This window comes from Streptomyces fradiae ATCC 10745 = DSM 40063, assembly GCF_008704425.1.
GTDB classification, from domain to species: domain Bacteria; phylum Actinomycetota; class Actinomycetes; order Streptomycetales; family Streptomycetaceae; genus Streptomyces; species Streptomyces fradiae.
This window is the reverse complement of sequence record NZ_CP023696.1, coordinates 1,320,040-1,342,978: the sequence shown is the minus strand read 5'-3', so window position 1 is coordinate 1,342,978 and position 22,939 is coordinate 1,320,040. Positions and strand designations below refer to the sequence as shown.

Here is a 22,939-nt window from a genome sequence, read left to right as displayed (position 1 = left end):
TCATCCATGAAGATCTTCGGCCGCGAGCCGGCGCTCATCATCGCCACCATCAGCGCCGCTCTCTCTCTCCTCGTGTCGTTCGGGTTCGGCATGTCCGCCGAGCAGGCCGGCGCCATCGTCGCCGCCATCTCGGCTGCGTTCGCCGCGATCACCGCCGCCGTCACCCGGCCCATCGCCCCCAGCGCGTTCACCGGACTCGTCGCCGCAGGCGTCGCCCTCCTCGCCGCCTACGGGCTCGAGGTGACCGCCGAGACAGTCGGCGCCCTCAACGCGGTCGTGCTCGCGGTGCTCGGCCTCATCACCCGCGGCCAGGTCGCCCCAGCCAGCCGCACCCACACCCTCACGGGGGTGTGATGACCTGCCGTGCGTCCCGGTGGGCACTCAAGCTGCTGGGGCGCCGCGGCGTCTTCCTCCTCATCCTCGGCATCGGCAAGACGTGCTGGGGCGTCTCATTCCTCGTCGACCCGCCCGAGCCCACCGGCCTACAGCTCCTCACCAGCATGTGCGGACTGCGGCAGTGGTCATGGCTCTGGATCACGGCAGGACTCGTCACCATCGCCAGCGCGTTCCTCCGCATCGGCCGCGACCGCATCGGATTCATCGCCGCCCTCATCCCACCCACCGTGTGGGCCGTGGCCTACCTGGCGGCCGTCATCGTCGGCGACTACTCGCGTGGCCTGTGGGTCGCCATCTGGTACCTGACCTCCCACGTGGGAGTCATCATGTGGGCGGCCACGGTGCCCGAGTACTCGGTGCCTCCAGCGCGGCCTGCCCGGAGAGGCAAGGGCGCATGACTATTGCCGAATGGGCGGCCATCATCACCGCGGCCGGCAGCGTGCTCGGAGGGGGCGGCTGGTTCGTCGCCAAGTCCACCCGTGACGCCGCCAAAGCCACCGCTGCGGCGACGGAGGCCGCCGCCCGCGCCAATGCCGCACCGGCCCAGCAGCAGGCGAACCTCGCCGTGCTGGAGGCCACGGTGCGGCGCGTGGACGAGGAGAACGGGCAACTACGGGGGAGGGTGCTGCGGCTCGAGTCCGTGGTGCGGGCGTTCTCCTGGACCGTGGACGAGCTGTATCGGTGGGCCCGCCAGCCAGTCGGCGCACCGCCGGACCCGCACCCGCTGGTCGACGAGTACAACCGGACGGGGGTGTGATGGAACGTCCCGCAGAGCAGCGCATCGACCCTGGTCTGGCGGACCTCGGCACACAGGTAGAGCTGGGGTGGCAGCCGCCGCCCAGCCGGCCGCCCGGTTCACCGGCCCCATCCGCGGCTGCGAGGCCGGGCACCGCGCCCGCGTCGGCCAGCCCGGCGCAAGCGGCCTTGAACACGCTCGCGCTCGACGGCGCCCTGCTGGAGGCGGGCATCCCCGCGACGGCCGCCGACCAGGATGCTGTGCAGCGCCTCGCCCAGCTCGACCAGACCACCGTCGCCACCATCGCCGCCTGGATCAAGCACGGCAAGAGGGAGAAGTAGCAGCGCCCCACCGCAGATGCGGTGGGGCGCTTCGTCGTGTCTGCGTATTCCCAGGACGTAGGGCAACTCTATGGTTGATAATGACAGTTATCCCATACAAGGAGGATGGTCTTCATGACTGCCAAGCCCAGCAAGCCGTGGCGCGTGATCCTCAGCGGTGGCCCTGCCGACCTGATTCGATCGGCCAGCGAGACCGCGCACACCAGCGAGACCAAGGCGTACTCGTTCCTGCGAGAGAAGCTCGGTGGTGGCGACGCCACCACCGCGAAGATCATGCAGTGGGAGGGCGGCCGGTGGTGGCACTTCGAGACCGTTACCGCTGACGAAATTCAGGCCGCCCAGCGGTGACCGCCCTCGTTCCACGCCCGTCGGCGGAGCTGTCGACCGACCGGCACGACCCCCGCGACGACTGGCCGGACGAAGCCCGCCAACTCGCCGACCACCTCACCGACGTCTACGGCGACCGCGACCCGCTCCCCACCATCGCCGGAGGATGGATCGCCCGCCAGAAGTCCCGCCACACCCGGCGCGCCTACGTCCGGACGTTCAGGGCGTGGGAGGAGTACGCCCGATCCACCGGCATCCACCCGCTCCAGGCCAAGCTGCCGCTCGCCGACGCCTACGCCAAGCACCTCGCCAAGACCCTCACCCGCAACGGACGGCCGCCAGCCGAGACCACGCAGGCCCAAGCCCTCGCCGCGGCCGGGAGCTTCTACACCTACGCCGCCCGGCTCGGCGCCGTCGACTCCGACCCGTTCGCCGGCGTCAACCGGCCCTACGTCGACCCCGACTACTCGCCCACCGAAGGCATGACCGAGCAAGAGACGATGCGGCTCATCGAGACCGCGCGCGGCTGGGCGCCCCGCTCCAACGCCCTCGTCACGCTCCTCTACCTCACCGGTGCTCGCGTCGATGAACTCCTCTCCCTCAATGCCAACCAGCTGGGCTACGACCGCGGTCATCGCACCCTGCCCCTCACCCAGAAGGGCGGCAAGAAGCGACCCGCGCCCGTCCCGCCGCTCGCCCTCGACGCGCTCCTCGCCTACCTCGGCGACCGCCAGGACGGCCCCCTCTTCACCACCGAGGCCGGGCGGCGCTGGACCCAGCCGGAAGTCTGGAAGCATCTCCGCGTCCTCGCCCGCCGCGCCGGCATCCCCCAGGCCGCCACCATCAAGCCCCACACGCTGCGGCACCAGTTCATCACCGACAACCTCGCCAACGGCGTCCCACTCCAGGACGTCCAGGACGCCGTCTCCCACTCCGACCCGCGCACCACCCAGCGGTACAACCGGCGCCGCCGCCAGCTCGACAACCACCCCGCCTACGCACTCGCCGCCCGGCTCGCCGAACGGCTCCGACCTGAGGGGGAAACGGAATGACTATGGACTTCCGTCCCACTGGTGAGCCCCACTGCTACGACCTGTACGAGGAAGACGAGAAGATCGGCGAGCTGCGGTACACCCCGTCTGACGCGGTGCTCGAGCCCTACTGGTCCACCGAGCTGTGGAGCCAGATGGGGACGGGAAAGACCTGGTTCACGGATATCGCCGAGAGCCACGAGCAGGCACAACGGCATGCCCTTGAGCTGTATGCCGAGCTCGTGGCCGAGCGACGTGAACTGAACAAGGGGCCCCGATACCGCGACATCAGCACCCCACAGGGCGGCCAGCCGCGGTGGCGTAGGCGATAAGGGAACGTTGTGCGCCGCTGCGGCGGGAGGGTGGAACGATTCCGGCCACGCCTCTACCTTCGCGGCTGGATCGGGTGCATGATTCGGGTGTGGCGCCGCCCCCACCGACCCCCTTGGTGGGCGACCCTTCGGCCCCGCCCTCGTGCTGCCGCGCGGGCGGGGCCGCGCCATCCCTCCCGGCCTCCCCACGGGAGGGACGGCGCGCGTCCGCACAGACAACGAAGCCCCCTGCTGGCCCGCCCGGTGTACGGCGAACGGGCGGGCCCGGCGCCCGGTGTTCACCGCCGCAGGACGTGCACCAGCTTGCCCGGATCGAGGAGGGGCGCCCCGTCCGGGCCCTTGACGTGGCTGTCGATCCAGATCGGCCGGTGCGCGCCGCGCGAGGGGTACCAGTGCTGCCGCCAGTGCCCGCGCACGATCCACCGGTGCCGGTAGCCGCGGCCGGCGTCCTCGCCCGGCCCGTCGTCCTGCCGCGGCACACCCCGATGCCGTAGCTGCACGTACCGGACCGCGGTCAACAGGCCGGGGTCGAGGCGGCGGATGTGCCGGACCGCGGAGCGGGGCGCCTCCTGGCGTTCCTCCCGGATCAGGGTCTGGCCCATCAGCAGCCACGTGACCACCAGCGCCCGTTCCGCCTGCTCCTGCCGGTCGGAGGAACGCGTGTGGTCCTCCAGCTCGGCCATCGTCATGGTGCTGGTGTCCTCGGGGGTGGTGGCCAGCCAGCCCGGGACATGGCCGAACGGAAGCTGCGACGAGGCCATGCACACCAGGGCCTGGGGGTGACGCATCCGCAGCAGGCGTACCTCCTCGCCGGTCAGCTGCCTCACTCCACCGTCGGGGTTGCCCTGGGCCATGAACGCCAGCCAGTCCTCCCGTCCCGCCCAGGTCCGGACGTGGACGGCGCCGCCGTGGACGGCCCAGGTGACGGCGACGATCGGGCAGCCGGTGGTCTCGTCGCTCTCGTAGGTGCCGGTGACCGGCTCCTCCCACAGCAGCAGGCCGTGCGGGGCGGGCAGATCCTCGGCGTGGAGGCGGTAGGCGGGCAGGGCCAGGCCGGCGGAGACGGCCAGGCGGGTCATGTCGGTGGAGACGCAGAACAGCTCGGCGGCGCGCAGCGCGGTCGCCCAGTGGTGGGCGGCGGCCCGTTCGCTGGCGGCGGTGGCCGGGTCGAACCCGCGTGCCCAGGTCGCGGGCCCGCCGTGGGGGCTGTCGTCGTCGAGCCACTGGGCGAGTTCGGCGCGGATCTCCGGCAACTGCCGGGCGGTCAGGAGCGGCTTTCCCACAGGGGTCCTCCGGGTTGCGGTACGGCGTCGCCCCCGACCGTAGAGGGTCGGGGGCGAGCGGGGGTGGGGTGTTTCAGACGGTGGGGGTGTCCTTGGGCGGTCGGCCGCCGCCGACGCCCTTTCCGGGGCGGGCGGCGAGCGCCTCGCGGACGTCACCGGCCCGGAAGTAGGCCCGCGGCCGGCCGGTGCCCGGGTCCTTCAGGTAGATCATGGGCTTGACCCCGAGGCGGGACATGGCCTTGGAGGCGGCCTTCGCCGGGTCCTTCGCGCTGGACTTCATCTCGTACCGGCCGACGGATTCCAGGGTGAGCGGGTCGTTGCGGTCCACGATCGGTCCGAGGTCGATGTCCTCGACCATCGCCTTGAAGTCGAGGTAGCCGTCCTCGTCGGTGGGGTAGCCGTCGAACTCGTCGTCGGCCGGGTAGGCGGGGCCGATGAACTCGTCCCCGCACAGGGAGACGCTCGGCGGGAGGGCCTCGTTGATCGCGTCGCGGTACTCGCGCTGCATCTGCTCCAGCGCGCCGGTGTCCTGGATCAGCTGGCGCCAGTCGTCGTCGCCGCCGTTGATGTAGTCGATGACGTCGGCGTCGGGGCTGGTGCTGTAGGGGGCGACGCGGTTGCACCAGGTGCCGTAGGTGGTCGTGGTGGTCATGGTGGGGTCCTTTCGGGTGGGTTAGAGGGCGGCGACGGCGGTACGGAGGGCAGCGAAGATCCTCGTGGCGATCTCGTCGCGGTCGAGGGAGCGGGGGGTGCCCCAGCCCCACTTGATGTGGACCTTGCCGTCGGCGGCGTCGAAGTAGACCTTGTCAACGGCCGTGGCGAGCCGGCCGCCCTCGGCGTTGGAGACCTTCTCGTCGTCCAGCCAGGCGCCGGAGATGCTGCCGGACTTGTAGTGGTCCAGCTCCAGTCCCGGGACGGTCTCGAATGCGTTGAGGTAGACGCGGTCCATGCCGTTCTTCTGCCAGCGCCGGCCGCCGATCGCGGTCATCGTCTCGATGGTGAGGGCGACCTGCTGGGCCTTGCGGGCCTTGCGGCGGGCGCCGATCTCGATGCGGCGGGCGAGGGAGGCGGTGTCGATGACCCACTTGCCGGCGACCTTGGCGGCGGCGACGGCGCCGATGCGGCACCAGGTGCGGATGGTGGCGACGGTGACCTTGGCCTGGGTGGCGGCGGTGGTGGTGTTCATCGTGGGCTCCTCTCCCTCTCGACACCCCTAACTATGCCGTATGTACGGCATAGTTTCAAGAGGGGGAGGCGAAGAACGTTCCCTCAACCCTCCGAAGCCCCTCACGCCTCGCCCTAGCCAGCAGCACGCCAGCGCTACCCCGCGTCGAGGATGCCGAGCTCCGTGTCCGGCCTGCACACCTCGCACGCCGCGACACCCTCCGCCAGCGCCTGCCGGGCTGTCGCCTCCGAGACGCCCGGCGCTTTGCGGGCGAGGCCGCAGTCGCCGAGGTGGACTTTGACGGGGGTGCGGCCGGCGTCGAGGCCGCGCTGGATCCGGTAGTCCGGCTCGGGCGCCGGGACGGCGCGCTGCCGGGCGGCCTGCTCGGCACGGAGCTGGGTGATCCGCGCGTCGACCTGCGCGAGGGTGAGCTGCAGCCACGTGCGCAGCACCTCGAGACGGGGTAGGTCGGGTGGCAGCTCGGACATGCGTTCGATTGTAGTCGCGGGCGCCCGTCGACTGCCCCAAGGGGGTGGCGGCCGAGGGCGTCGAGCCGCCCACCTGCTCCGATGCTGCACGTCACGGCAAGGGGCCGCAGGTGTGCGCAACAGGGTCGGCTGCCCGCGATGTCATGCGTCAAACGCGCGATAGATAGTTACGCAAGCGGGTTGCATGTTCGAATCTGATCGATGCATGCTCGCCACACGCGTCATGCCCCTGGCGAGATTCTGACTAGCCACCGATCCATGGGTAGCACTAGGTCAGCCGTCTCAGTGGGTGTGCCGTGGTCGTCGAGGCGTGTCCGCATGAGTAGGAAGGCAGGCGTATCCACCGTGAGGCCCAGTGCTGCCGCGTCCTCGTCCGTCACTTGGGTGGTTCCCAGCTCTGCGACGGCGCGGACGTGCCGGCGACGGCGACCTCGCCACCACGTAGTGATGACCATGGCCGACCTCCCGCCCGGGTCGAAGCACTCGACCCGTTCGCAGCGGAGCCGCGTCCCTGGCTCGATGCTAAGGCGGGCGGCCAGGCCGGGGCTCGCCCGACAGGATCGGCTGTCTGTGATCTCCTGGCCGTGTGGCCACGCTGCATCAGGGTTGGTGAGCACGCGCATGGCAGGAGGATGGGCTACGTAGACGGCCCGGCGCCTCTCCCCCTCAAGGGTGCCGGACCGGCGTAGCAGGGCGTAGGCGAGCCTCATCGTCTCGGGGTGGACTCGGTACTCAGCTGCAAGGCGGGTGCGGGATGGTAGCGCGTCACCTACTTGCCATTCGCCAGCTTCGATACGGCGGCGGATGTCGGCGGCGATGCGCCTGAAGGCCGCATCGGCTGGCATCCGGACCCCTGGCCTCGTTCGTGACCTGCTGATCCAGAACTTAAGAGTGACGCCCTTGCCTAGGTATACCTAGCTCGGCGCAGTGAGGGCTCAGGGGGCCTAGCTGCGCCGTGGGGGCTCTGCGCCGCCCGCCCCGCGGTGCTGAGCCTCGGCCTCCGGTCGGGTTGCGACGGAGGTGCGGGCCAGGGCGGGGGCATCCACCCCCCAGGTGGTCCCCGCCCTGGCTTCCCGTGGGAAAGAACTGGGAAACTTCCTGCGTAACTAGCGCTCAACTCTGACTAACTAGAGCCAACTGAAGCGAGTGCGCGACTGATGGTCCGCAGGAGTGGTTCGTCGGTCGCTACTCGGCTGCACCGTCAGCCCGCTGGGGGAGAAGTGGCGACCCAGCGGGCTGACCTGCATCTTCTCAGAGGGCCGCCGCCGCCGGGCGGACCATGTCGCGGACGGTGCGGGCCTTGACGAAGGAGCCCATCGCCGTCATCTCCCACTCGCCGGAGAACTGGCGGATCAGCTTGCACATCATGACGCCCGTCCGCGGCTCGGCGCTCGTCAGGTCGAAGCGGACCAGCTCCTCGCCGGTCGCCGCGTCGAGCAGCCGGCAGTACGCCTTCGCGACCTCCGTGAACTTCTGGCCCGAGAACGAGTTCACCGTGAAGACCAGCCCCGTCGCCTCGGCGGGCAGCCGCCCCAGGTCGACGGTGATGACCTCGTCGTCGCCCGCGCCCTCGCCGGTCAGGTTGTCGCCGGAGTGGCGGATCGCGCCGCCGAGGACGGTGAGCTTGCCGAAGTAGCAGCTGTCGAGGTGGTTGCGCTGCGGGCCGTACGCGATGACGGACGCGTCCAGGTCGATGTCCTTCGCCCGGTACGCGGGCTCCCAGCCGAGGCCCATCTTGACCTGCGTCAGCAGCGGCCGGCCGCCCTTGACCAGGGACACCGTCTGGTTCTTCTGGAGGCTCACCCGGCCCTTGTCCAGGTTGATCTTCCCGGCGCCGGGTGCCGGCGCGGGCGCCGGGGGAGCGGCGGCGGGCGCGGGCGCCGGGGCGGCCCCGGCACGGGAGCGCTCCGGCGGGGCGGGCGGGGCGGGCGGGGCGCTCGGCGCGGCGGGCTGCGGCGGGGCCGGCTGCGGCGGGGCGGCCTGGGGCGCGGCGGGCGCGGGCGGCTCCTCCACGGTCACACCGAAGTCGGTGGCGATGCCCGCGAGCCCGTTCGCGTACCCCTGGCCCACCGCGCGCACCTTCCAGGCGCCGCCCCTGCGGTACACCTCGACCACGACGAGCGCCGTCTCCGTACCGAGCCGGGGCGGGGTGAAGGTGGCGAGGACCGCGCCGGTGGCGGCGTCGCGGACGGTCGCGGTCGGCTCGACGCCCTGGAAGGTCCGGCCCGCCTCGTCGGGGCTGGCCGTGACGACGATCCGCTCGATGTCGGCCGGGACCGCCGCCGTGTCGACCGTGATCGCGTCGGGCGACGCGCCGCCGCCGGACCGGTAGGTGACACCGGGCCCCGCGGGCTGGTTGTAGAAGACGAAGTCGGCGTCGGAACGGACCTTCCCGTGGGCCGTGAGCAGCAGGCCCGAGACGTCGAGCCGGACGGGGGCGGCGACGTCCACCGCCACGCCGGCGGCGGAGAGGGGGATGTTCGAGCCGGGGGTCATAGCTGTCATGACTGCCGTAACGAGCGAGTCGGCTTTACCGTTCCCTTACCCTCCGCCACACCGGTCACAGGACGGCGGCGGCGGCCCGCCCATGCGCCCGGCATATTCTCTCCCCCCGTGACCGCAGGGACCGTTTTCCGCACAAGGGACGTGGAGGAAGCGCGCCGGGAGATCGGCGAGCGCTTCTACTCCACGTTCATGGACGTCGTCGAGGAGCGGGGACGCCGGTTCGACGCCCGTTTCGAGACGGTCCGCCTGGGGCCGCTCGTGGTGGGGGACATGCGGTGCGGCGCCGACGTGCGGCTGCGCTTCGGCGACCTGGGGGCCTACCACGTGAACGTGCCGCTGGCCGGGCGGCTGGAGCTGCGGCAGGGCGCGGGCGACCCCCTGACCGGCACCCCGGAGCGCGGAACGGTGCTGAACCCGGGCGGGCCGGTCGTCGTGGACCGGTGGGCGGGCGACTGCCGGGTCGTCGCCGTCAAGGTGGAGACGGCCGCGCTGCGGCGCAGGCTGGAGGAGCTGCTGGGCCGCACCCCGCCCCGCGCCCTCCTCCTGGAGCCGGCGCTGGACCTGGCGCGCGGGGCGGGCCGGGACTGGGCGGCGCTCGTCCGGCGCCTCGCGCGCGAGGCGGCCGACCCGGCGGGCCTGGTCCAGCACCCGCTGGTCGCCGGGCCGCTGCAGGACGCGCTCCTCACCGGCCTGCTGCTGGCCGCCTCGCACCCGTACCGCGACGAGCTGGCGGCCCCGGCCCGCGCCCTGCGCCCGGCGCCGGTGAAGCGGGTGATGGACGCGGTGCGGGAGCGCCCCGAGCACCCGTACACCGCGACGGAGCTGGCCGGTCTCGCGCGGGTGAGCCCCCGGCGGCTGCAGGAGTCGTTCCGGGCCCACGTGGGCACGACCCCGATGGGGTACGTGCGGGACGTGCGCCTCGGGCGGGTCCGCGACGAGCTGCGGGACGCCGAGCCGGGCAGCGGGCTGACGGTCAGTGAGGTCGCCTGGCGCTGGGGCTTCACCCATCTGGGGCGGTTCGCCGCGCGGTACCGGGAGCGGTTCGGCGAGGCGCCGTCGCAGACCCTGAACGCCCCGCCGCCGGTGCGGTCCTGAACGGACGGCGGGTCGGCGGGTGCGCCCCCGCCGTACGCGCCGCCGGTCCGCCCCGCGTGTGCGCCCCGGCGTGCTTCCGCGCGCCGCGGTGCGCCGCGTTCGGCGGACAGGGGGCCGCGCTCCGCGGACATGTGCCGGTTTGCGTGGGCTTTAGTGTGACTTTGTGACGCTGGCGTACCCGACCCCCGTGGGTAGGCCCGTCCCCGCACAGGCCCGGCCCGGGTCGCCCCCCGTGAGACCGGGCCGGGCCTGTGCCTGCCCGGACCGGTCGCACGGCGGCCGGTGAGGGGCCGTCGGTACGGACGCGCCGTACGGGCCCCGCGCGCGTCAGTACGGCCAGAGCGCGGGCTCGGTGCAGAAGCGGCCGCCCAGGTGGGCGTGGTCCGGATTCGCGTCGTCCAGTTCCCCCAGCTCCCCGACGAGCTTCTCCGCGTACCGCTCCGCGTCGTCCCGCGGGGCGTACCCGAGCGCGCGCGCCGGTTCCAGGTCCCACCACAGCCGCGTGTTGGCCGAGGAGCCGTACACGACGGTGTGCCCCACCTCCTCGGCGGTGAGCGCCGCGTGGAAGAGGCGGGCCGCGTCGCCGGGGCTGAGCCACGTGGACAGCATCCGCACGTCCGTGGGCTCGGGGACGCAGGAGCCGATCCGCACCGAGACGGTCTCCACGCCGTGCAGGTCCCAGTAGAGCTGCGCCAGGTCCTCGCCGAAGCACTTCGACAGGCCGTAGAACGTGTCGGGGCGGTGCGGTGTGCCGACCGGGACGAGCGGGTCGCCGGCGCGGGGGCGCGGGGTGAAGCCGACGGCGTGGTTGCTGGAGGCGGCCACGATCCGGTGGACGCCCTCCGCGCGGGCGGCCTCGTACAGGTGGTACGCGCCCTCCACGTTGGCGCGCAGGACGCGGGGGAAGGGGGCTTCCAGGGAGATGCCCGCGAGGTGGAGGACCGCGTCGGCGCCGCGCACCGCCTCGCGCAGCACGCCCTGGTGGGCCGGGTCGCCGAGATCGGCGGTGAGCGCGTCGGGGGCGCCCTCGACGGGGCGCATGTCCAGCAGGCGCAGCTCGTACCCGTACGCGGGCAGCAGCTCGCGCATGAGGGTGCCGAGGCCGCCGGCGGCGCCGGTCAGCAGGACGGTGCGGGCAGCGGGCATCAGCGACTCCAGGTCGGATGGCGGGCCGGGCGGGCCGGGCGGGCCGGGCGGGCCGTGGCCGGGTGGGCAGTGGCTTGGTGCGGGGCGGGCCGGGTGGGCGGTGGCTTGGTGCGGAGGCGGGTCGGGTGGGCGGTGGTCGGGCGGGGGCCGGGGGTGGGTGGCCGTGCGGGGCGGGGGGGCTTGCGTGGGCGGCCGTGGAGTGGGCGGCCCGTGCGGTGGCCGGCCCTTCATGGTCGGCTGTGTGGACGGTGTTCACATGCGTGGACACGCTAAGGAGGGGGTGCGAGGGCGTCAAGTGCCCGGCCGGCCGGTGGCCTTCGCCTTGACCGGTCCGTTCGGGCGGGCCTAGCGTGCCGGGACTCGGAGGGATGGACGGCGGGGCATGCGGGTGCTTCGGCCCAGGTCCCGCTGACGGCTCTGCCGCTGACAGGCCCTCGCCGGTCGGCCGCCGACGGCCGTCCCGCCGGTCGCCCCCTCGGCGGCCGCCCCGCCGGCCGTCCGCCCGGTCCGCCCGGCCGTCCCGCCCGCCGTCCCCCCCAGCCCGCCCGCCAGCCGTCACCCGGCCGGCCACGCCCAGGGAGCTTCCGTGAACCCACCCCCACCCCCGACCGCGTCCTCGCCCCCGCCGCCCCCGGCGGGCCGCCCCTCCGAGGGCCCGCGCGCCTGCGCCGCACCGCCGAGGGCGTCCGCCTTCCTCTACCCCTGGGACGTCGTCGGCGACCCCGGCGCGCCCGGACGGGTCGCCCGCCTCGGCGTCCGGCAGGTCACGCTGGCCGCCGCGTACCACTCCACCCGCGCCCTGACGCCCCGCCACCCGCGCCACCGGGTCGTCACCGCCGAGTACGCCGCCGTGCTCTACCCGCCGGACCCCGCGCGCTGGGCGGGGCGCCCCCTGCGCCCGTACCCGGCGGGGGAGTGGGCCCCCGGCGACGCGTTCGGCGCGGCGGCGCAGGCGCTGGAGGGCGCCGGGCTGGAGGTGCACAGCTGGGTCGTCCTCGCCCACAACTCCCGGCTCGGCTCCGAGCACCCCGGCACCTGCGTCGTCAACGCCTACGGCGACCGCTACCCGTGGGCGCCCTGCGTCGGCCGGCCCGAGGTGCGCGCGTACCTCGTGGAGCTGGCCGCCGAGGCCGCCGTCCGCCCCGGCGCGCGCGGCACCGAACTGGAGTCCTGCGGCTGGTACGGCGCGGCGCACCTGCACGCCCACGACAAGACCGGCGGGGTCGCCCTCGGGGACGCCGCCCAGTACCTGATGTCGCTCTGCTTCTGCGGGGTGTGCCGGGAGGGGTACGCCGAGGAGGGCGCCGACCCCGGCGAGGTCGCCGCCGCCGTGCGCCGCGCCCTGGAGCCCCTCTGGTCCGGGCGGGCCCCCGACGCGCCCGCGTACGCGGAAGGCTGGCCAGGCGTCGCGGAACTGCTGGGCGCCCCGCTCGCCGCGGCCACCCTCGGCCACCGCCTGCGGGCCGCCCGCGCCCTCCAGGAGGAGGCCGTGGCGGCGGTCCGGGCGGCCGCCCCGCCGGGCTTCCGCGTCCTGCTGCACGCCGACCCCGCCCCGTACCGCACGGGCGCCAACCCCGGAGTGGACCCCGCGCACGTCCTGGGCGTCGCGGACGGGGTGGTCCTGCCCTGCACGGGCGGCGGCGCCGAGGCCGTGCTGCCGCCGTTCGCCCCGCACGCGCGCCCGGACACGACCCTGGCGGCCAACCTCACCGTCGTCGCCGGCATGGGCGGCGCGCCCGCGAGGCTCGCCGAGGACGCCGCGCGGGCCGTCGAGCTCGGCGCCACCGAACTGCGCCTGTACCACGCGGGCCTCGCCTCCGCGGCCGACCTGGAGGCGGTCGCCGCCGCGCTCCGCACCCCCGCCTGACGGTCCGTCGCCTCCTGCGCGCGTCGGCGCGCGCGGCCGACGGGCCCTCAGGCCGACTCCCCGCCGCCCCGGTCGCCCCTCGGGAGACCGGGGCGGGCCAGTTTTGTCAGAAGCGTTGACGAATTCCCGGCGCCCGTCTTACGTTCGTCGCCGTCGTCCTTCGTACGTCATATATGAGACGCGATACGCGAGATATGAGACCCGTATGACCTTCGCCGCCCCCAGTCCCGTCCCCTCCCGCACGCAGTACGTGCTGGAGGCGATCAAGCACGCCATCCTCACCGGCCAGCTCCCGCCCGGCCGGCCGCTGGTGGAGGCGGAGCTGGCGGCGCGGTTCGGGGTGTCGAAGACGCCCGTCCGGGAGGCGCTGAAGACGCTCGCCGGCACCGGGCTCGTCGTCATGAGCCAGTACAAGGGCGTCACGGTCCGTACCGTCGACGCCGCCATGGCCCGCGAGGTGTACGACGTCCGGCTGCTGCTGGAGCCGGAGGCGCTGCGCCGCACCATCGCCCGCCGCGCCTCGCTGGAGGCGGCGGGAGAGGCGCTGGTACGCGCGGACGAGGCGGCCGACCAGGCCGAACGCTCCCTGGCCAACCGCGCGTTCCACCGGGCGCTCTACCTGCCGTGCGGCAACCCGCTGCTGGCCCGGATGCTCGACGAGGTACGGGATCAGGCCGCGCTCGTTTCCACCGTCGCCTGGAGCGCCGACCCGTCCTGGCGGCGCGAGGCCGACGAGCACCGCGAGATCCTGCGCCTCGCCCTGGCCGGTGACGGCGAGGCGGCGGCGCGGGCCCTGCACGAGCACATCGCCCGGTTCGTCCTGCGGGCCTTCCCCGGGGAGCCGGGGGCGGAGCCCGTGCCGGAGCGGGCCGCCGAGGCACCGCACCACCCGTAGACCCGCGGCCCGTCCCGCGGCGACGCACCCAGCGGCGCCGACGGCGGCACCACCCGAAGCCCCACCGCAGCAGCCCCACCCGCAAGACCCCCGAGCACCCCCACCCGCAAGCCCCCGCGCGGCACCACCCGCAAGACCCTCGCGCGGCACCACCCGCGAAGGCCCCCGCGCGGCACCACCCGCACCGCGCGCACCCTCCGTACCACCCGGGGCCGCCCCGGGCTCAAGCCCCGGCCCGGAGCGCCGGCCGGCCCACCCCCGGGAACCCCGGCCGCCCGCCCGCCGCACCCCGGAACGGGCCCCGCGCCCCGGAGCCCCCGGCACCCCCGCACCCGTGACAGTCACCAGAAAGGCCGGTACGCATGGACCACTCCTCGCTGAGGGCGGCACTCGCGGACGTCGTCGCGATCCCCGTGACCCCGTTCGGCGCCGACGGCGGTGTCGACCGGGACACGTACCGCGCCCTGCTGCGCAGGCTGCTCGACGGCGGCGTACGGGCCGTGACCCCCAACGGCAACACCGGCGAGTTCTACACGCTCACGCCCGACGAGCGCCGCCTCGTCACCGAGCTGGCCGTGGCGGAGGCGGGCGAGCGGGCCGCCGTCCTCGTCGGCGTCGGCCACGACGTGCCGACCGCCACGGCCGCCGCCCGGCACGCCCGCGACGCCGGCGCCGCGATGGTCATGGTCCACCAGCCCGTCCACCCCTACGTCTCCCGTGACGGCTGGATCGACTACCACCGCGAGATCGCGGACGCCGTGCCCGAACTGGGCGTCGTCCCCTACATCCGCAACCCGCTCCTCGACGGCGCGGCCGTCGCCCGCCTCGGCGAGCTGTGCCCCAACGTCATCGGCGTCAAGTACGCCGTCCCCGACGCCGCCCGCTTCGCCGCCGTCGCCCGCGACGCCGGGCTCGGCCGGTTCGTGTGGATCGCCGGGCTCGCCGAGCTGTACGCCCCCTCGTACTGGGCGATGGGCGCCACCGGCTTCACCTCCGGGCTGGTCAACGTCTCGCCCGCGGTCTCCCTCACCATGCTCCGCTCGCTGCGCGGCGGCGACTACCCGGCCGCCCTGGAGGTGTGGGAGCGCATCCGCCGCTTCGAGGACCTGCGCGCCGCCGACCAGTCCGCGAACAACGTCACCGTCGTCAAGGAGGCCCTGGCCGCGCTCGGCCTGTGCCGCCGCGACGTCCGCCCGCCGAGCCGGCCGCTGCCCGAGCCGCGCCGTGCCGAGATCGCCGAGATGGTCAAGGAGTGGGACGCATGAGCAGCGCCGAAGCACCCGGTACCGGCACGCCCGGCCCCACCGCCCCCGGCACCGGCACCGGCCCCACCGCCCCCGGCACCGGCACCGGCCCCACCGCCCCCGGCACCGGCACCGGCCCCACCGCCCCCGGCACCGGCACCGGCCCCGCCGCCCCTGACGCGCCCGCCCCCGACCGCGCCGGGCGCCCCCGCGCCCTGCGCAGCCACCAGTGGTACGGCACGGACGGGCTGCGCTCGTTCAGCCACCGCGCCCGCACCCGGCAGCTCGGCTACCTCCCCGAGGAGCACCTGGGCAAACCGGTCGTCGCGATCCTCAACACCTGGTCCGACATCAACCCCTGCCACGTCCACCTCCGCGACCGCGCGCAGGCCGTGAAGCGCGGGGTGTGGCAGGCCGGCGGGTTCCCGCTGGAGTTCCCGGTCTCCACCCTGTCCGAGACCTTCCAGAAGCCCACCCCGATGCTCTACCGCAACCTCCTCGCCATGGAGGCGGAGGAGCTGCTGCGCTCCTACCCGGTGGACGGGGCGGTCCTCCTCGGCGGCTGCGACAAGTCCACGCCCGCCCTCCTCATGGGCGCCGCCTCGGTCGACCTGCCGACCGTCTTCGTCCCGGCCGGGCCGATGCTGCCGGGCCACTGGCGGGGCGAGGTCCTCGGCTCGGGCACGGACATGTGGAAGTACTGGGACGAGAAGCGGGCCGGGCGCATCGGCGACTGCGAGCTGGCCGAACTGGAGAGCGGGCTCGCCCGCTCGCCCGGCCACTGCATGACGATGGGCACCGCGTCCACGCTGACGGCCGCCGCCGAGGCGCTCGGCGTGACCATGCCCGGCGCCTCCTCGATCCCGGCCGTCGACTCCGGCCACGACCGGATGGCCGCCGCCGCCGGACTGCGGATCGTCGAGCTCGTACGGGAGGACCTGCGGCTGTCGCGCATCCTCACCCGCGAGGCGTACGAGGACGCCGTGACGACCGTCCTCGGCCTCGGCGGCTCCACCAACGCGGTCATCCACCTCATCGCCATGGCCGGCCGCTCCGGCGTACGGCTCACGCTGGACGACTTCGACCGGATCGCCCGCACCGTGCCGGTCCTCGCGAACCTCCGCCCCGGCGGGCGGTACCTGATGGAGGACTTCCACTTCGCGGGCGGCCTGCCCGGCTTCCTCTCCCGGCTGACGGACCTGCTGCACCTGGACCGGCCGACCGTCGCCCACCGCACGCTGCGCGAGCAGCTCGCCGGGGCGCTCGTCCACGACCCCGAGGTGATCCGGCCCCGCGACAAGCCGCTCGCCGAGGAGGGCGGGCTCGCCGTCCTGCGCGGCAACCTCTGCCCGGACGGCGCCGTCGTCAAGCACATCGCCGCCGAGCAGCACCTGCGCCGCCACACCGGCCCCGCCGTCGTCTTCGACGACTACCGCACCATGCAGCGGACCATCGACGACCCGGCCCTCGGCATCACCGCCGACCACGTCCTGGTCCTGCGCAACGCCGGCCCCAAGGGCGGCCCCGGCATGCCGGAGTACGGGATGCTGCCCATCCCCGACCACCTGCTGAAACAGGGCGTGCGGGACATGGTGCGGATCTCCGACGCCCGGATGAGCGGCACCAGCTACGGCATGTGCGTGCTGCACGTCGCGCCCGAGTCGTACGTCGGCGGGCCCCTCGCCCTCGTACGGACCGGCGACCTCATCACGCTCGACGTGGACGCCCGCTCGCTCCACCTCCACGTGGACGAGGCGGAGCTGGCGGAGCGCCGGGCCGCGTGGACGGCCCCGGTCCACCCCTACGAACGGGGCTACGGAGCCCTCTACCAGGAGCAGGTCACCCAGGCGGACACGGGCTGCGACTTCGCGTTCCTGTCCAGGCCCGGTTCCGTACCGGAGCCGTACGCGGGCTGACCGCCCGCCCGGCGCACCACCGCAGCGGGCGCCCGCCGCGCGCCCGAGGCCGCCGCACACGCGGAAGAAAGCGCTTCACACACCGCACCGCACCGCACCCTCCGCCCGGCCGACGGGGCCCCGCCGCCCCGCCCCCGGCGCCCCGCCCCCGCACCACCCCGCGTACCGCATCCACGCCCCGCACCCCGCCCCGCCCCCGCACCACACCCCGCGTACCGCATCCACGAACCCGCATCCACGAACCCGCACCCCCGCACCCCCGCACCTCCCGCATCGCCCCGTACCACCCGCACCGCACGATGAACGGAGACATGTCATGGCCCAAGCCGCAGCCGTGGCGAGGCAACCCCGGGCCGGTCGGCGCCGCACGGGAGCCGATCCACGTCGCCTGCCGTACCTGCTGATCGCGCCCGCCGGTCTGCTGATGCTCGGCTTCATCGCCTACCCCGTGCTCAGCGTCTTCTACTACAGCCTCCAGCACTACAACGTCACCAAGCCCTGGAAGAACGGCTACGCGGGCCTCGACAACTTCACCCGCGCCTTCACCGAGGACCCCCTCTTCTGGTCCACGCTCGTCTTCAGCGCCAAGTGGGTCGTCGTCCAGGTCGGCCTCCAGCTCGCCCTGGGACTCGTGCTCGCCCTGCTGGTGAACCAGACGTTCGTCGGCCGCGGCATCGCCCGCGCCCTGGTCTTCTCGCCCTGGGCGGTCTCCGGGGTGCTCACCACGACCATCTGGATGCTGCTCTACAACCCGTCGACCGGCATCAGCCGCTACCTCGCGGACGTCGGCGTCGGCACCTACGGCACGTCCGTCCTCTCCGACACCGGCACCGTCTTCTGGGCGGCCGTCCTCGCCGAACTCTGGCGCGGCGTCCCGTTCTTCGCCATCCTCATCCTCGCCGACCTCCAGTCCATCCCGAAGGACCTCTACGAGGCGGCCTCCGTCGACGGCGCGAGCCGGCTCCGGCAGTTCCTCCACATCACGCTGCCGCACCTCAAGGACGCCATCATCCTCTCCACGCTGCTGCGCGCCGTGTGGGAGTTCAACAACGTCGACCTGCTCTACACCCTCACCGGCGGCGGCCCCGCCGGTGTCACCACCACCCTCCCCCTCATGATCGCGAACACCGGCATCGAGGGCCACGACTTCGGTTACGCCTCCGCGCTGACCACCGTCGCGTTCGTGATCCTCCTCTTCTGCTCCATCCTCTACCTGCGCCTGAGCAAGTTCGGAGGCGACCGCCGATGACCGCCGCACTCGCGGAGAAGGGCGCCGCGGCGCCCGTGCCCGCCGCCCCCCCGGCGCCTCCCGCCGCCCCCCGGCGCCGCGGGCGCGAACGCGCCTTCGACGACGTACCGCGCTGGCAGATCTACCTGCCGCTCGCGCTCTACCTGCTCTTCACGCTCGTCCCGTTCTACTGGATGCTGCTGTTCGCGCTGCGGCCCGCCGGCTCCACCTCGCTCGTCCCCTGGCCCGTCACCTTCGAGCACTTCGACAAGGTCTGGAACGAGCGCAGCTTCGGGGTCTTCTTCCAGAACAGCATGCTCGTCGGCGTCGCCACGCTGGTCGCCACCACCGTCGTCGCCCTCGCCGGCGGCTACGCCCTCGCCCGCTTCGACTTCCGGATCAAGAACGCGTTCATGCTGGCGCTGCTGTGCTCGCAGTTCATCCCGGGCGCGCTCATGCTGGTCCCGCTCTTCGAGATCTTCCGCAACCTCCAGATGATCAACTCGCTGGGCAGCGTCGTCCTCGCCGAGACCGTCTTCCAGCTCCCCCTGTCGATCATCCTGATCAGCGGCTTCATCAAGAACGTCCCCGTCTCCCTGGAGGAGGCCGCCTGGGTCGACGGCTGCTCCCGCTTCCGCGCCTTCCGCGCCGTCGTCCTGCCGCTGCTGCGCCCCGGACTCATCGCCGTCGGCTCCTTCGCCTTCGTCCACAGCTGGAACCACTTCCTCTTCGCCCTGATGTTCCTGAGCGAGCAGGACAAGCAGACGATCCCCGTCGGCCTCAACACCCTCATCGGCGCCGACAGCGCCGACCTGGGCGCCCTCGCCGCGGGCGGGGTCATCGCCGCCGTCCCCGTCGTGATCGTCTTCGCGTTCATCCAGAAGTGGCTGATCACGGGCTTCAGCGCCGGGGCGGTGAAGGGATGACCCGCGTGGACCGCACCCCCGAAGCCGCGCGGCCCGCCGCCTCCGCTCCCGTCTCCGCTTCCGCTCCCGTCCCCGCTTCCGCTTCCGCTCCCGTCTCCGCTTCCGCCGCGGCCTCCGCTCCCGCCCGCGCCGCGCGGCCGCCCCTCCCCGTCGTCCTCGCCGGTGCCCGCGGCCACGGCCGCTGGCACCTGGACAACATCCGCCGCCTCTCCGCCGCCGGACTCGTCCGCCTCGCCGGGGTCTGCGAGCCGCGCCCCCTCGACCCCGCCGAGCTGGGCGGGGCGGACGTCCCGCAGTCCGCGGACCTCGGCGCGCTCCTCGACACCACCGGCGCCCGGATCGCCGTCGTCTGCACCCCCATCGACACCCACACCGACCTGGCGCTCACCGCCGCCGGGCGCGGCGTCCACCTCCTCCTGGAGAAGCCGCCCACGCCCTCCCTCGCCGAGTTCCGGCGCCTGACGGAAGGGGTCCGCCGCGCCGGCACCGCCTGCCAGATCGGCTTCCAGTCGCTGGGCTCGCACGCCCTGGCCGCCATCGCCGCACTCGTCGCGGACGGCGCGATCGGGGAGGTCACCGGCATCGGCGCCGCCGGGGCCTGGGCCCGCGACGAGGCGTACTTCCGCCGCTCCCCGTGGGCCGGCAAGCGCCGCCTCGACGGCGCCGACGTGGTCGACGGGGTCCTCACCAACCCGCTCGCCCACGCCGTCGCCACCGCCCTCGCCGTCGACGGCAGCACGCTCGCCGAGGACGTCGCCGGCGTCGAGCTGGAACTGGCCCGCGCCAACGACATCGAGGCCGACGACACCTCCTGCCTGCGCGTCACCACCGCCCGCGGCACCCGTGTCACCGCCGCCGTCACCCTCTGCGCCGAGCGGCCCGGCGAGCCGTACGTCCTCGTCCACGGCCGCCACGGCCGCGTCACCTTCTGGTACAAGCAGGACCGCGTCCTGCTCCAGCGGGCCGGGCACGGCCCCGTCGAGACCGAGCACGGCCGGACCGACCTGCTGGAGAACCTGGTCCGCCACCTCGTGGACGGCGACGAACTCCTCGTACCGCCCGAGCGGACCGGCGCCTTCACGCGCGTCGTCGAAGCGGTCCGCACCGCGCCCGAACCCCGCCCGCTGCCCCCTTCCGCCTGGTACGCCGAACCGACCCCCGGCGGGGCCCGGCGCCGCGTGGTGAAGGGCGTCGACGACCTCGTCCGGGCGAGCGCCGAGACTCTCTCCCTCTTCTCCGAGCTGGAGGCGACCGCCCGATGACCCAGCCGATGCCCCAGCCCGTGCCCCAGCCGCTGGTCCTGCGCTGCGACGGCCGCCCCGTCGCCCGGTACGTCCACCCGGACGACCTGCCCGCCCGGCTCTCCCCCCGGCCCTACCTCCACCCCGTCACCACCCTCGGCGGCACCCCCGTCACCGAGGCGCGGCCCGCCGACCACCTCCACCACCTGGGCGTCAGCGTCGCCGTCCCCGACGTCGCCGGACACAACTTCTGGGGCGGGCGCACCTACGTCCGCGACCGGGGCCCCGTCGAGCTGGACAACCACGGCGAGCAGCGGCACACCGGCTGGAAGCTGCGCGACGCCGACGGCTTCGTGGAGGACCTCGTCTGGACCGCCGGCGGCGCCGAGGTGCTGCGGGAGCGCCGCACCGTCGCCGCCGTCCCGCTCACCGCCTCCGCCTGGGCGCTCGACACCGTCTTCGCCCTCACCAACACCGGCGATGAGGACCTGTCCATCGGCTCCCCGGCCACCAACGGCCGCCCCGGCGCCGGCTACGGCGGCTTCTTCTGGCGCGCGCCCCAGCACCCCGCCGGGCCGCCCGCCGTGTTCACCGCCGACGCCGAGGGGGAGGGGGCGGTCCACGGGCGCCCCGCCGGCTGGCTGGCGCTGCGCGGCGCCGGCTGGACGCTCGTCTTCGCCGGGGCGACCGGCGACACCCGCCGCGACCCGTGGTTCGTCCGCACCGGCGAGTACCCGGGCGTCGGCTCCTCCCTCGCGTGGAGCGCGCGGCTGCCCCTGCCCGCCGGGGAGAGCGCCGTACGCCGTGTCGTCACCGTCGTGGCGGACGGCGCCCTCGACCGGGCGGAGGCCGCCGCGCTGGTACGGAAGGCGCTGCCGTGACCGGAACGCACCGCACCGGAACGCCGGACGCCGCCCCCGCCCACCGGGCCTGCACGCAAGCCCACCGGGCCCGTACGGAAGAGGCGGCGACCCCGGTCCACCACGCCGGTACGGAAGGTGCCGCCGCCCCCGTGCACCGGGCCGACCAGGGCGACGGGACCTACCGCAACCCGGTCCTCGCCGCCGACTGGTCAGACCCCGACGTCATCGCGGTCGGCGACGACTTCTACCTGACCGCGTCCAGCTTCGGCCGCGCCCCCGGCCTGCCCCTGCTGCACTCCCGCGACCTGGTCAACTGGACCCTCGTCGGGCACGCGCTCGAACGCCTCGAACCGGCCGACGCGTTCGCCGCGCCCCGCCACGACGGAGGCGTCTGGGCGCCTGCCCTGCGCCGTGCGGACGGCCGCTTCTGGATCTTCTGGGGCGACCCTGACCACGGCATCCAGCAGGTCAGCGCCGAGCGCATCACCGGCCCCTGGACCGCCCCGCACCTGGTGAAGGCGGGCAAGGGCCTGATCGACCCCTGCCCCCTGTGGGACGACGAGACCGGCGAGGCGTACCTGGTGCACGGCTGGGCCAGGTCCCGGTCCGGGGTGAAGAACCGGCTCACCGGCCACCGGATGAGCCGCGACGGCCGCACCCTCCTCGACGAGGGCGTCACGATCGTGGACGGCGACCGCATCCCCGGCTGGTTCACCCTCGAAGGGCCCAAGCTGTACCGGCACGACGGCTGGTTCTGGATCCTCGCGCCCGCCGGGGGAGTGGAGACCGGCTGGCAGGGCGCCTTCCGGTCGCGGGACTTCACCGGCCCGTACGAGGAGCGGATCGTCCTCGCCCAGGGCCGCACCGGCGTCAACGGCCCCCACCAGGGCGGCTGGGTGCGCACCCGCGCGGGCGAGGACTGGTTCCTGCACTTCCAGTCGCGCGGCCCCTACGGCCGCGTCGTCCACCTCCAGCCGATGACGTGGGACGGCGACGGCTGGCCCGTCATCGGCGACCGGGGCGAGCCGGTCGCGCGCCACCGCGAACCGGCCGTGCCCGCCGGGCCGCCCCCGCCGGTGGCGGCGCCCGCGACCGACGACGCCTTCCCCGGCGGCCGGTTCGGGCCCCAGTGGCAGTGGGCGGCCAACCCCCGGCCCGGCTGGACCGCCCAGCACCCCGGCGACGGGCTGCGCATGGCCTGCGTCCGCACCCCCGACGCCCACGACCTGCGGCTGCTGCCGCACGTGCTGACGCAGCGGCTGCCCGCCGAGGCGTTCACCGCCGAGGTCGGCCTGGCACTGGAGGGCACCGAGCCGGGCGCGCGGGCCGGGCTGGCGGTCCTGGGCGACGCCTTCTCCTGGATCGGCCTGGAGCGGGGCGGCGACGGGGCCGTCCGGCTCGTGCACCGCTTCGCCGAGCCGGTGGCGCGGGCCGAGCGGGACGCGGCCCCCGCCCGTACGGCGCCCGAGGGGCGCGCACGGCTGCGGGTGGAGGTGTCGGCCGGGGCGCGCTGCCGGTTCCAGGCGGACACCGGGGACGGGTGGCGGGCGTCGGGCCCGGTGTTCGCCGCCACGCCCTGGCGCTGGGTCGGCGCGCTGCTGGGCCTGTTCGCCGCCGCGCCACCGGGGCGGGGGAGCGGGGGCACGGCCGCGTTCACCGGCTTCCGCGTCACCTGACGGCGGGCGCCGGGGCGTGGCCGGACCCGCGCCCCGCCCAGGTGGGGCGGCCCTCACCCGCGTCCCGCGCCCCGCGCTCCGAGTACGAGCCGGTCCACCACCGCACGCCCCCTCCCACTCCACCGCCCGCGCCGCCACCCCCACCGCACCGCCACCGCGCCGCAGCGCCCGCACCACCCCCACCGCGCCGCCCGCACCGCCCTCCCCCGAGGACACCCCGACACCCCGCACGACCACG

Annotated in this window: 24 protein-coding genes; 17 read left to right on the top strand and 7 right to left on the bottom strand. The window is 74.4% G+C overall.

The window, feature by feature from the left end:
- The first annotated feature begins 6 nt into the window (after positions 1–6).
- The 7 genes from CP974_RS05845 (at position 7) to CP974_RS05820 (ending at position 3,163) form a co-directional block, all read left to right on the top strand.
- The gene (locus CP974_RS05845) at positions 7–354 is read left to right on the top strand and encodes a hypothetical protein (protein WP_031129143.1); all 348 of its coding nucleotides are present in this window, start codon (positions 7–9) and stop codon (positions 352–354) included.
- Entirely contained in the window at positions 354–794 is a 441-nt protein-coding gene (locus CP974_RS05840; RefSeq protein ID WP_031129142.1) for a hypothetical protein, read from the top strand. Before CP974_RS05845 ends, CP974_RS05840 begins: the two co-directional genes overlap by 1 nt.
- Positions 791–1,153 (top strand): hypothetical protein, encoded by a 363-nt coding sequence (locus tag CP974_RS05835; protein ID WP_031129141.1) that lies wholly within the window; start codon positions 791–793, stop codon positions 1,151–1,153. Before CP974_RS05840 ends, CP974_RS05835 begins: the two co-directional genes overlap by 4 nt.
- Positions 1,154–1,320: 167 nt before the next feature.
- Positions 1,321–1,473, top strand: a complete 153-nt coding sequence (locus CP974_RS29465; protein WP_158100698.1) for a hypothetical protein — start codon at positions 1,321–1,323, stop codon at positions 1,471–1,473.
- A 114-nt stretch (positions 1,474–1,587) separates the two neighbouring features.
- The gene (locus CP974_RS05830) at positions 1,588–1,821 is read left to right on the top strand and encodes a hypothetical protein (protein ID WP_140160857.1); all 234 of its coding nucleotides are present in this window, start codon (positions 1,588–1,590) and stop codon (positions 1,819–1,821) included.
- Positions 1,818–2,852: a tyrosine-type recombinase/integrase gene (locus CP974_RS05825; protein ID WP_031129139.1), complete on the top strand. Its 1,035-nt coding sequence runs from the start codon at positions 1,818–1,820 to the stop codon at positions 2,850–2,852. The genes CP974_RS05830 and CP974_RS05825 overlap by 4 nt, the downstream gene beginning before the upstream one ends.
- Entirely contained in the window at positions 2,849–3,163 is a 315-nt protein-coding gene (locus CP974_RS05820; protein WP_140160856.1) for a hypothetical protein, read from the top strand. Before CP974_RS05825 ends, CP974_RS05820 begins: the two co-directional genes overlap by 4 nt.
- Before the next feature lie 278 nt (positions 3,164–3,441).
- On the opposite strand, the gene CP974_RS05815 is transcribed toward CP974_RS05820, so the two are convergent.
- From CP974_RS05815 to CP974_RS05790, 6 genes are all read right to left on the bottom strand, one after another.
- The gene (locus CP974_RS05815) at positions 3,442–4,446 is read right to left on the bottom strand and encodes a hypothetical protein (protein WP_031129137.1); all 1,005 of its coding nucleotides are present in this window, start codon (positions 4,444–4,446) and stop codon (positions 3,442–3,444) included.
- Between the two features lie 73 nt (positions 4,447–4,519).
- Entirely contained in the window at positions 4,520–5,098 is a 579-nt protein-coding gene (locus tag CP974_RS05810; protein ID WP_051839008.1) for a hypothetical protein, read from the bottom strand.
- A gap of 21 nt (positions 5,099–5,119) precedes the next feature.
- Positions 5,120–5,632 carry a hypothetical protein gene (locus CP974_RS05805; protein WP_031129135.1) on the bottom strand — a complete coding sequence of 171 codons (513 nt, stop codon included), beginning with the start codon at positions 5,630–5,632 and terminating at the stop codon, positions 5,120–5,122.
- Between the two features lie 134 nt (positions 5,633–5,766).
- Complete coding sequence (locus CP974_RS05800; RefSeq protein ID WP_086732064.1) at positions 5,767–6,099, bottom strand: DUF6233 domain-containing protein; 333 nt, start codon at positions 6,097–6,099, stop codon at positions 5,767–5,769.
- 221 nt (positions 6,100–6,320) lie between these two features.
- A complete protein-coding gene (locus CP974_RS05795) occupies positions 6,321–6,944 on the bottom strand; it encodes a GntR family transcriptional regulator (RefSeq protein ID WP_078915369.1) in 624 nt (207 codons plus the stop codon).
- Positions 6,945–7,350: 406 nt separating this feature from the next.
- Positions 7,351–8,595 (bottom strand): TerD family protein, encoded by a 1,245-nt coding sequence (locus CP974_RS05790; protein WP_150485886.1) that lies wholly within the window; start codon positions 8,593–8,595, stop codon positions 7,351–7,353.
- A gap of 117 nt (positions 8,596–8,712) precedes the next feature.
- Here CP974_RS05790 and CP974_RS05785 point away from each other — a divergent pair, with 117 nt between their 5' ends.
- A complete protein-coding gene (locus CP974_RS05785; RefSeq protein ID WP_224354474.1) occupies positions 8,713–9,699 on the top strand; it encodes an AraC family transcriptional regulator in 987 nt (328 codons plus the stop codon).
- Positions 9,700–10,026: 327 nt separating this feature from the next.
- Here the strand turns inward: CP974_RS05785 and CP974_RS05780 are convergent, their stop codons facing one another.
- Positions 10,027–10,845 (bottom strand): NAD-dependent epimerase/dehydratase family protein, encoded by an 819-nt coding sequence (locus tag CP974_RS05780; RefSeq protein ID WP_031136907.1) that lies wholly within the window; start codon positions 10,843–10,845, stop codon positions 10,027–10,029.
- Positions 10,846–11,431: 586 nt separating this feature from the next.
- Between CP974_RS05780 and CP974_RS05775 the strand changes: the two genes are divergently transcribed.
- The 9 genes from CP974_RS05775 (at position 11,432) to CP974_RS05735 (ending at position 22,701) form a co-directional block, all read left to right on the top strand.
- Complete coding sequence (locus CP974_RS05775) at positions 11,432–12,712, top strand: hypothetical protein (protein ID WP_224354473.1); 1,281 nt, start codon at positions 11,432–11,434, stop codon at positions 12,710–12,712.
- Between the two features lie 205 nt (positions 12,713–12,917).
- Positions 12,918–13,607, top strand: coding sequence for a GntR family transcriptional regulator (locus CP974_RS05770; RefSeq protein WP_051840019.1), 690 nt, complete (start codon positions 12,918–12,920; stop codon positions 13,605–13,607).
- Positions 13,608–13,969: 362 nt separating this feature from the next.
- On the top strand, positions 13,970–14,872 hold the full coding sequence (locus CP974_RS05765) for a dihydrodipicolinate synthase family protein (RefSeq protein WP_031136211.1): 903 nt from the start codon (positions 13,970–13,972) through the stop codon (positions 14,870–14,872).
- On the top strand, positions 14,869–16,767 hold the full coding sequence (gene araD / locus CP974_RS05760; RefSeq protein WP_224354472.1) for an L-arabinonate dehydratase: 1,899 nt from the start codon (positions 14,869–14,871) through the stop codon (positions 16,765–16,767). The genes CP974_RS05765 and araD overlap by 4 nt, the downstream gene beginning before the upstream one ends.
- A gap of 316 nt (positions 16,768–17,083) precedes the next feature.
- Entirely contained in the window at positions 17,084–18,016 is a 933-nt protein-coding gene (locus tag CP974_RS05755; protein WP_031135039.1) for a carbohydrate ABC transporter permease, read from the top strand.
- Positions 18,013–18,921, top strand: coding sequence for a carbohydrate ABC transporter permease (locus CP974_RS05750; protein WP_031135037.1), 909 nt, complete (start codon positions 18,013–18,015; stop codon positions 18,919–18,921). The genes CP974_RS05755 and CP974_RS05750 overlap by 4 nt, the downstream gene beginning before the upstream one ends.
- Positions 18,922–18,926: 5 nt before the next feature.
- Entirely contained in the window at positions 18,927–20,183 is a 1,257-nt protein-coding gene (locus tag CP974_RS05745; RefSeq protein WP_224354471.1) for a Gfo/Idh/MocA family protein, read from the top strand.
- The gene (locus CP974_RS05740) at positions 20,180–21,043 is read left to right on the top strand and encodes a DUF6807 domain-containing protein (RefSeq protein ID WP_078915815.1); all 864 of its coding nucleotides are present in this window, start codon (positions 20,180–20,182) and stop codon (positions 21,041–21,043) included. The genes CP974_RS05745 and CP974_RS05740 overlap by 4 nt, the downstream gene beginning before the upstream one ends.
- A gap of 131 nt (positions 21,044–21,174) precedes the next feature.
- Positions 21,175–22,701 (top strand): glycoside hydrolase family 43 protein, encoded by a 1,527-nt coding sequence (locus CP974_RS05735; protein ID WP_031135031.1) that lies wholly within the window; start codon positions 21,175–21,177, stop codon positions 22,699–22,701.
- The last annotated feature ends 238 nt before the right edge of the window (positions 22,702–22,939 follow it).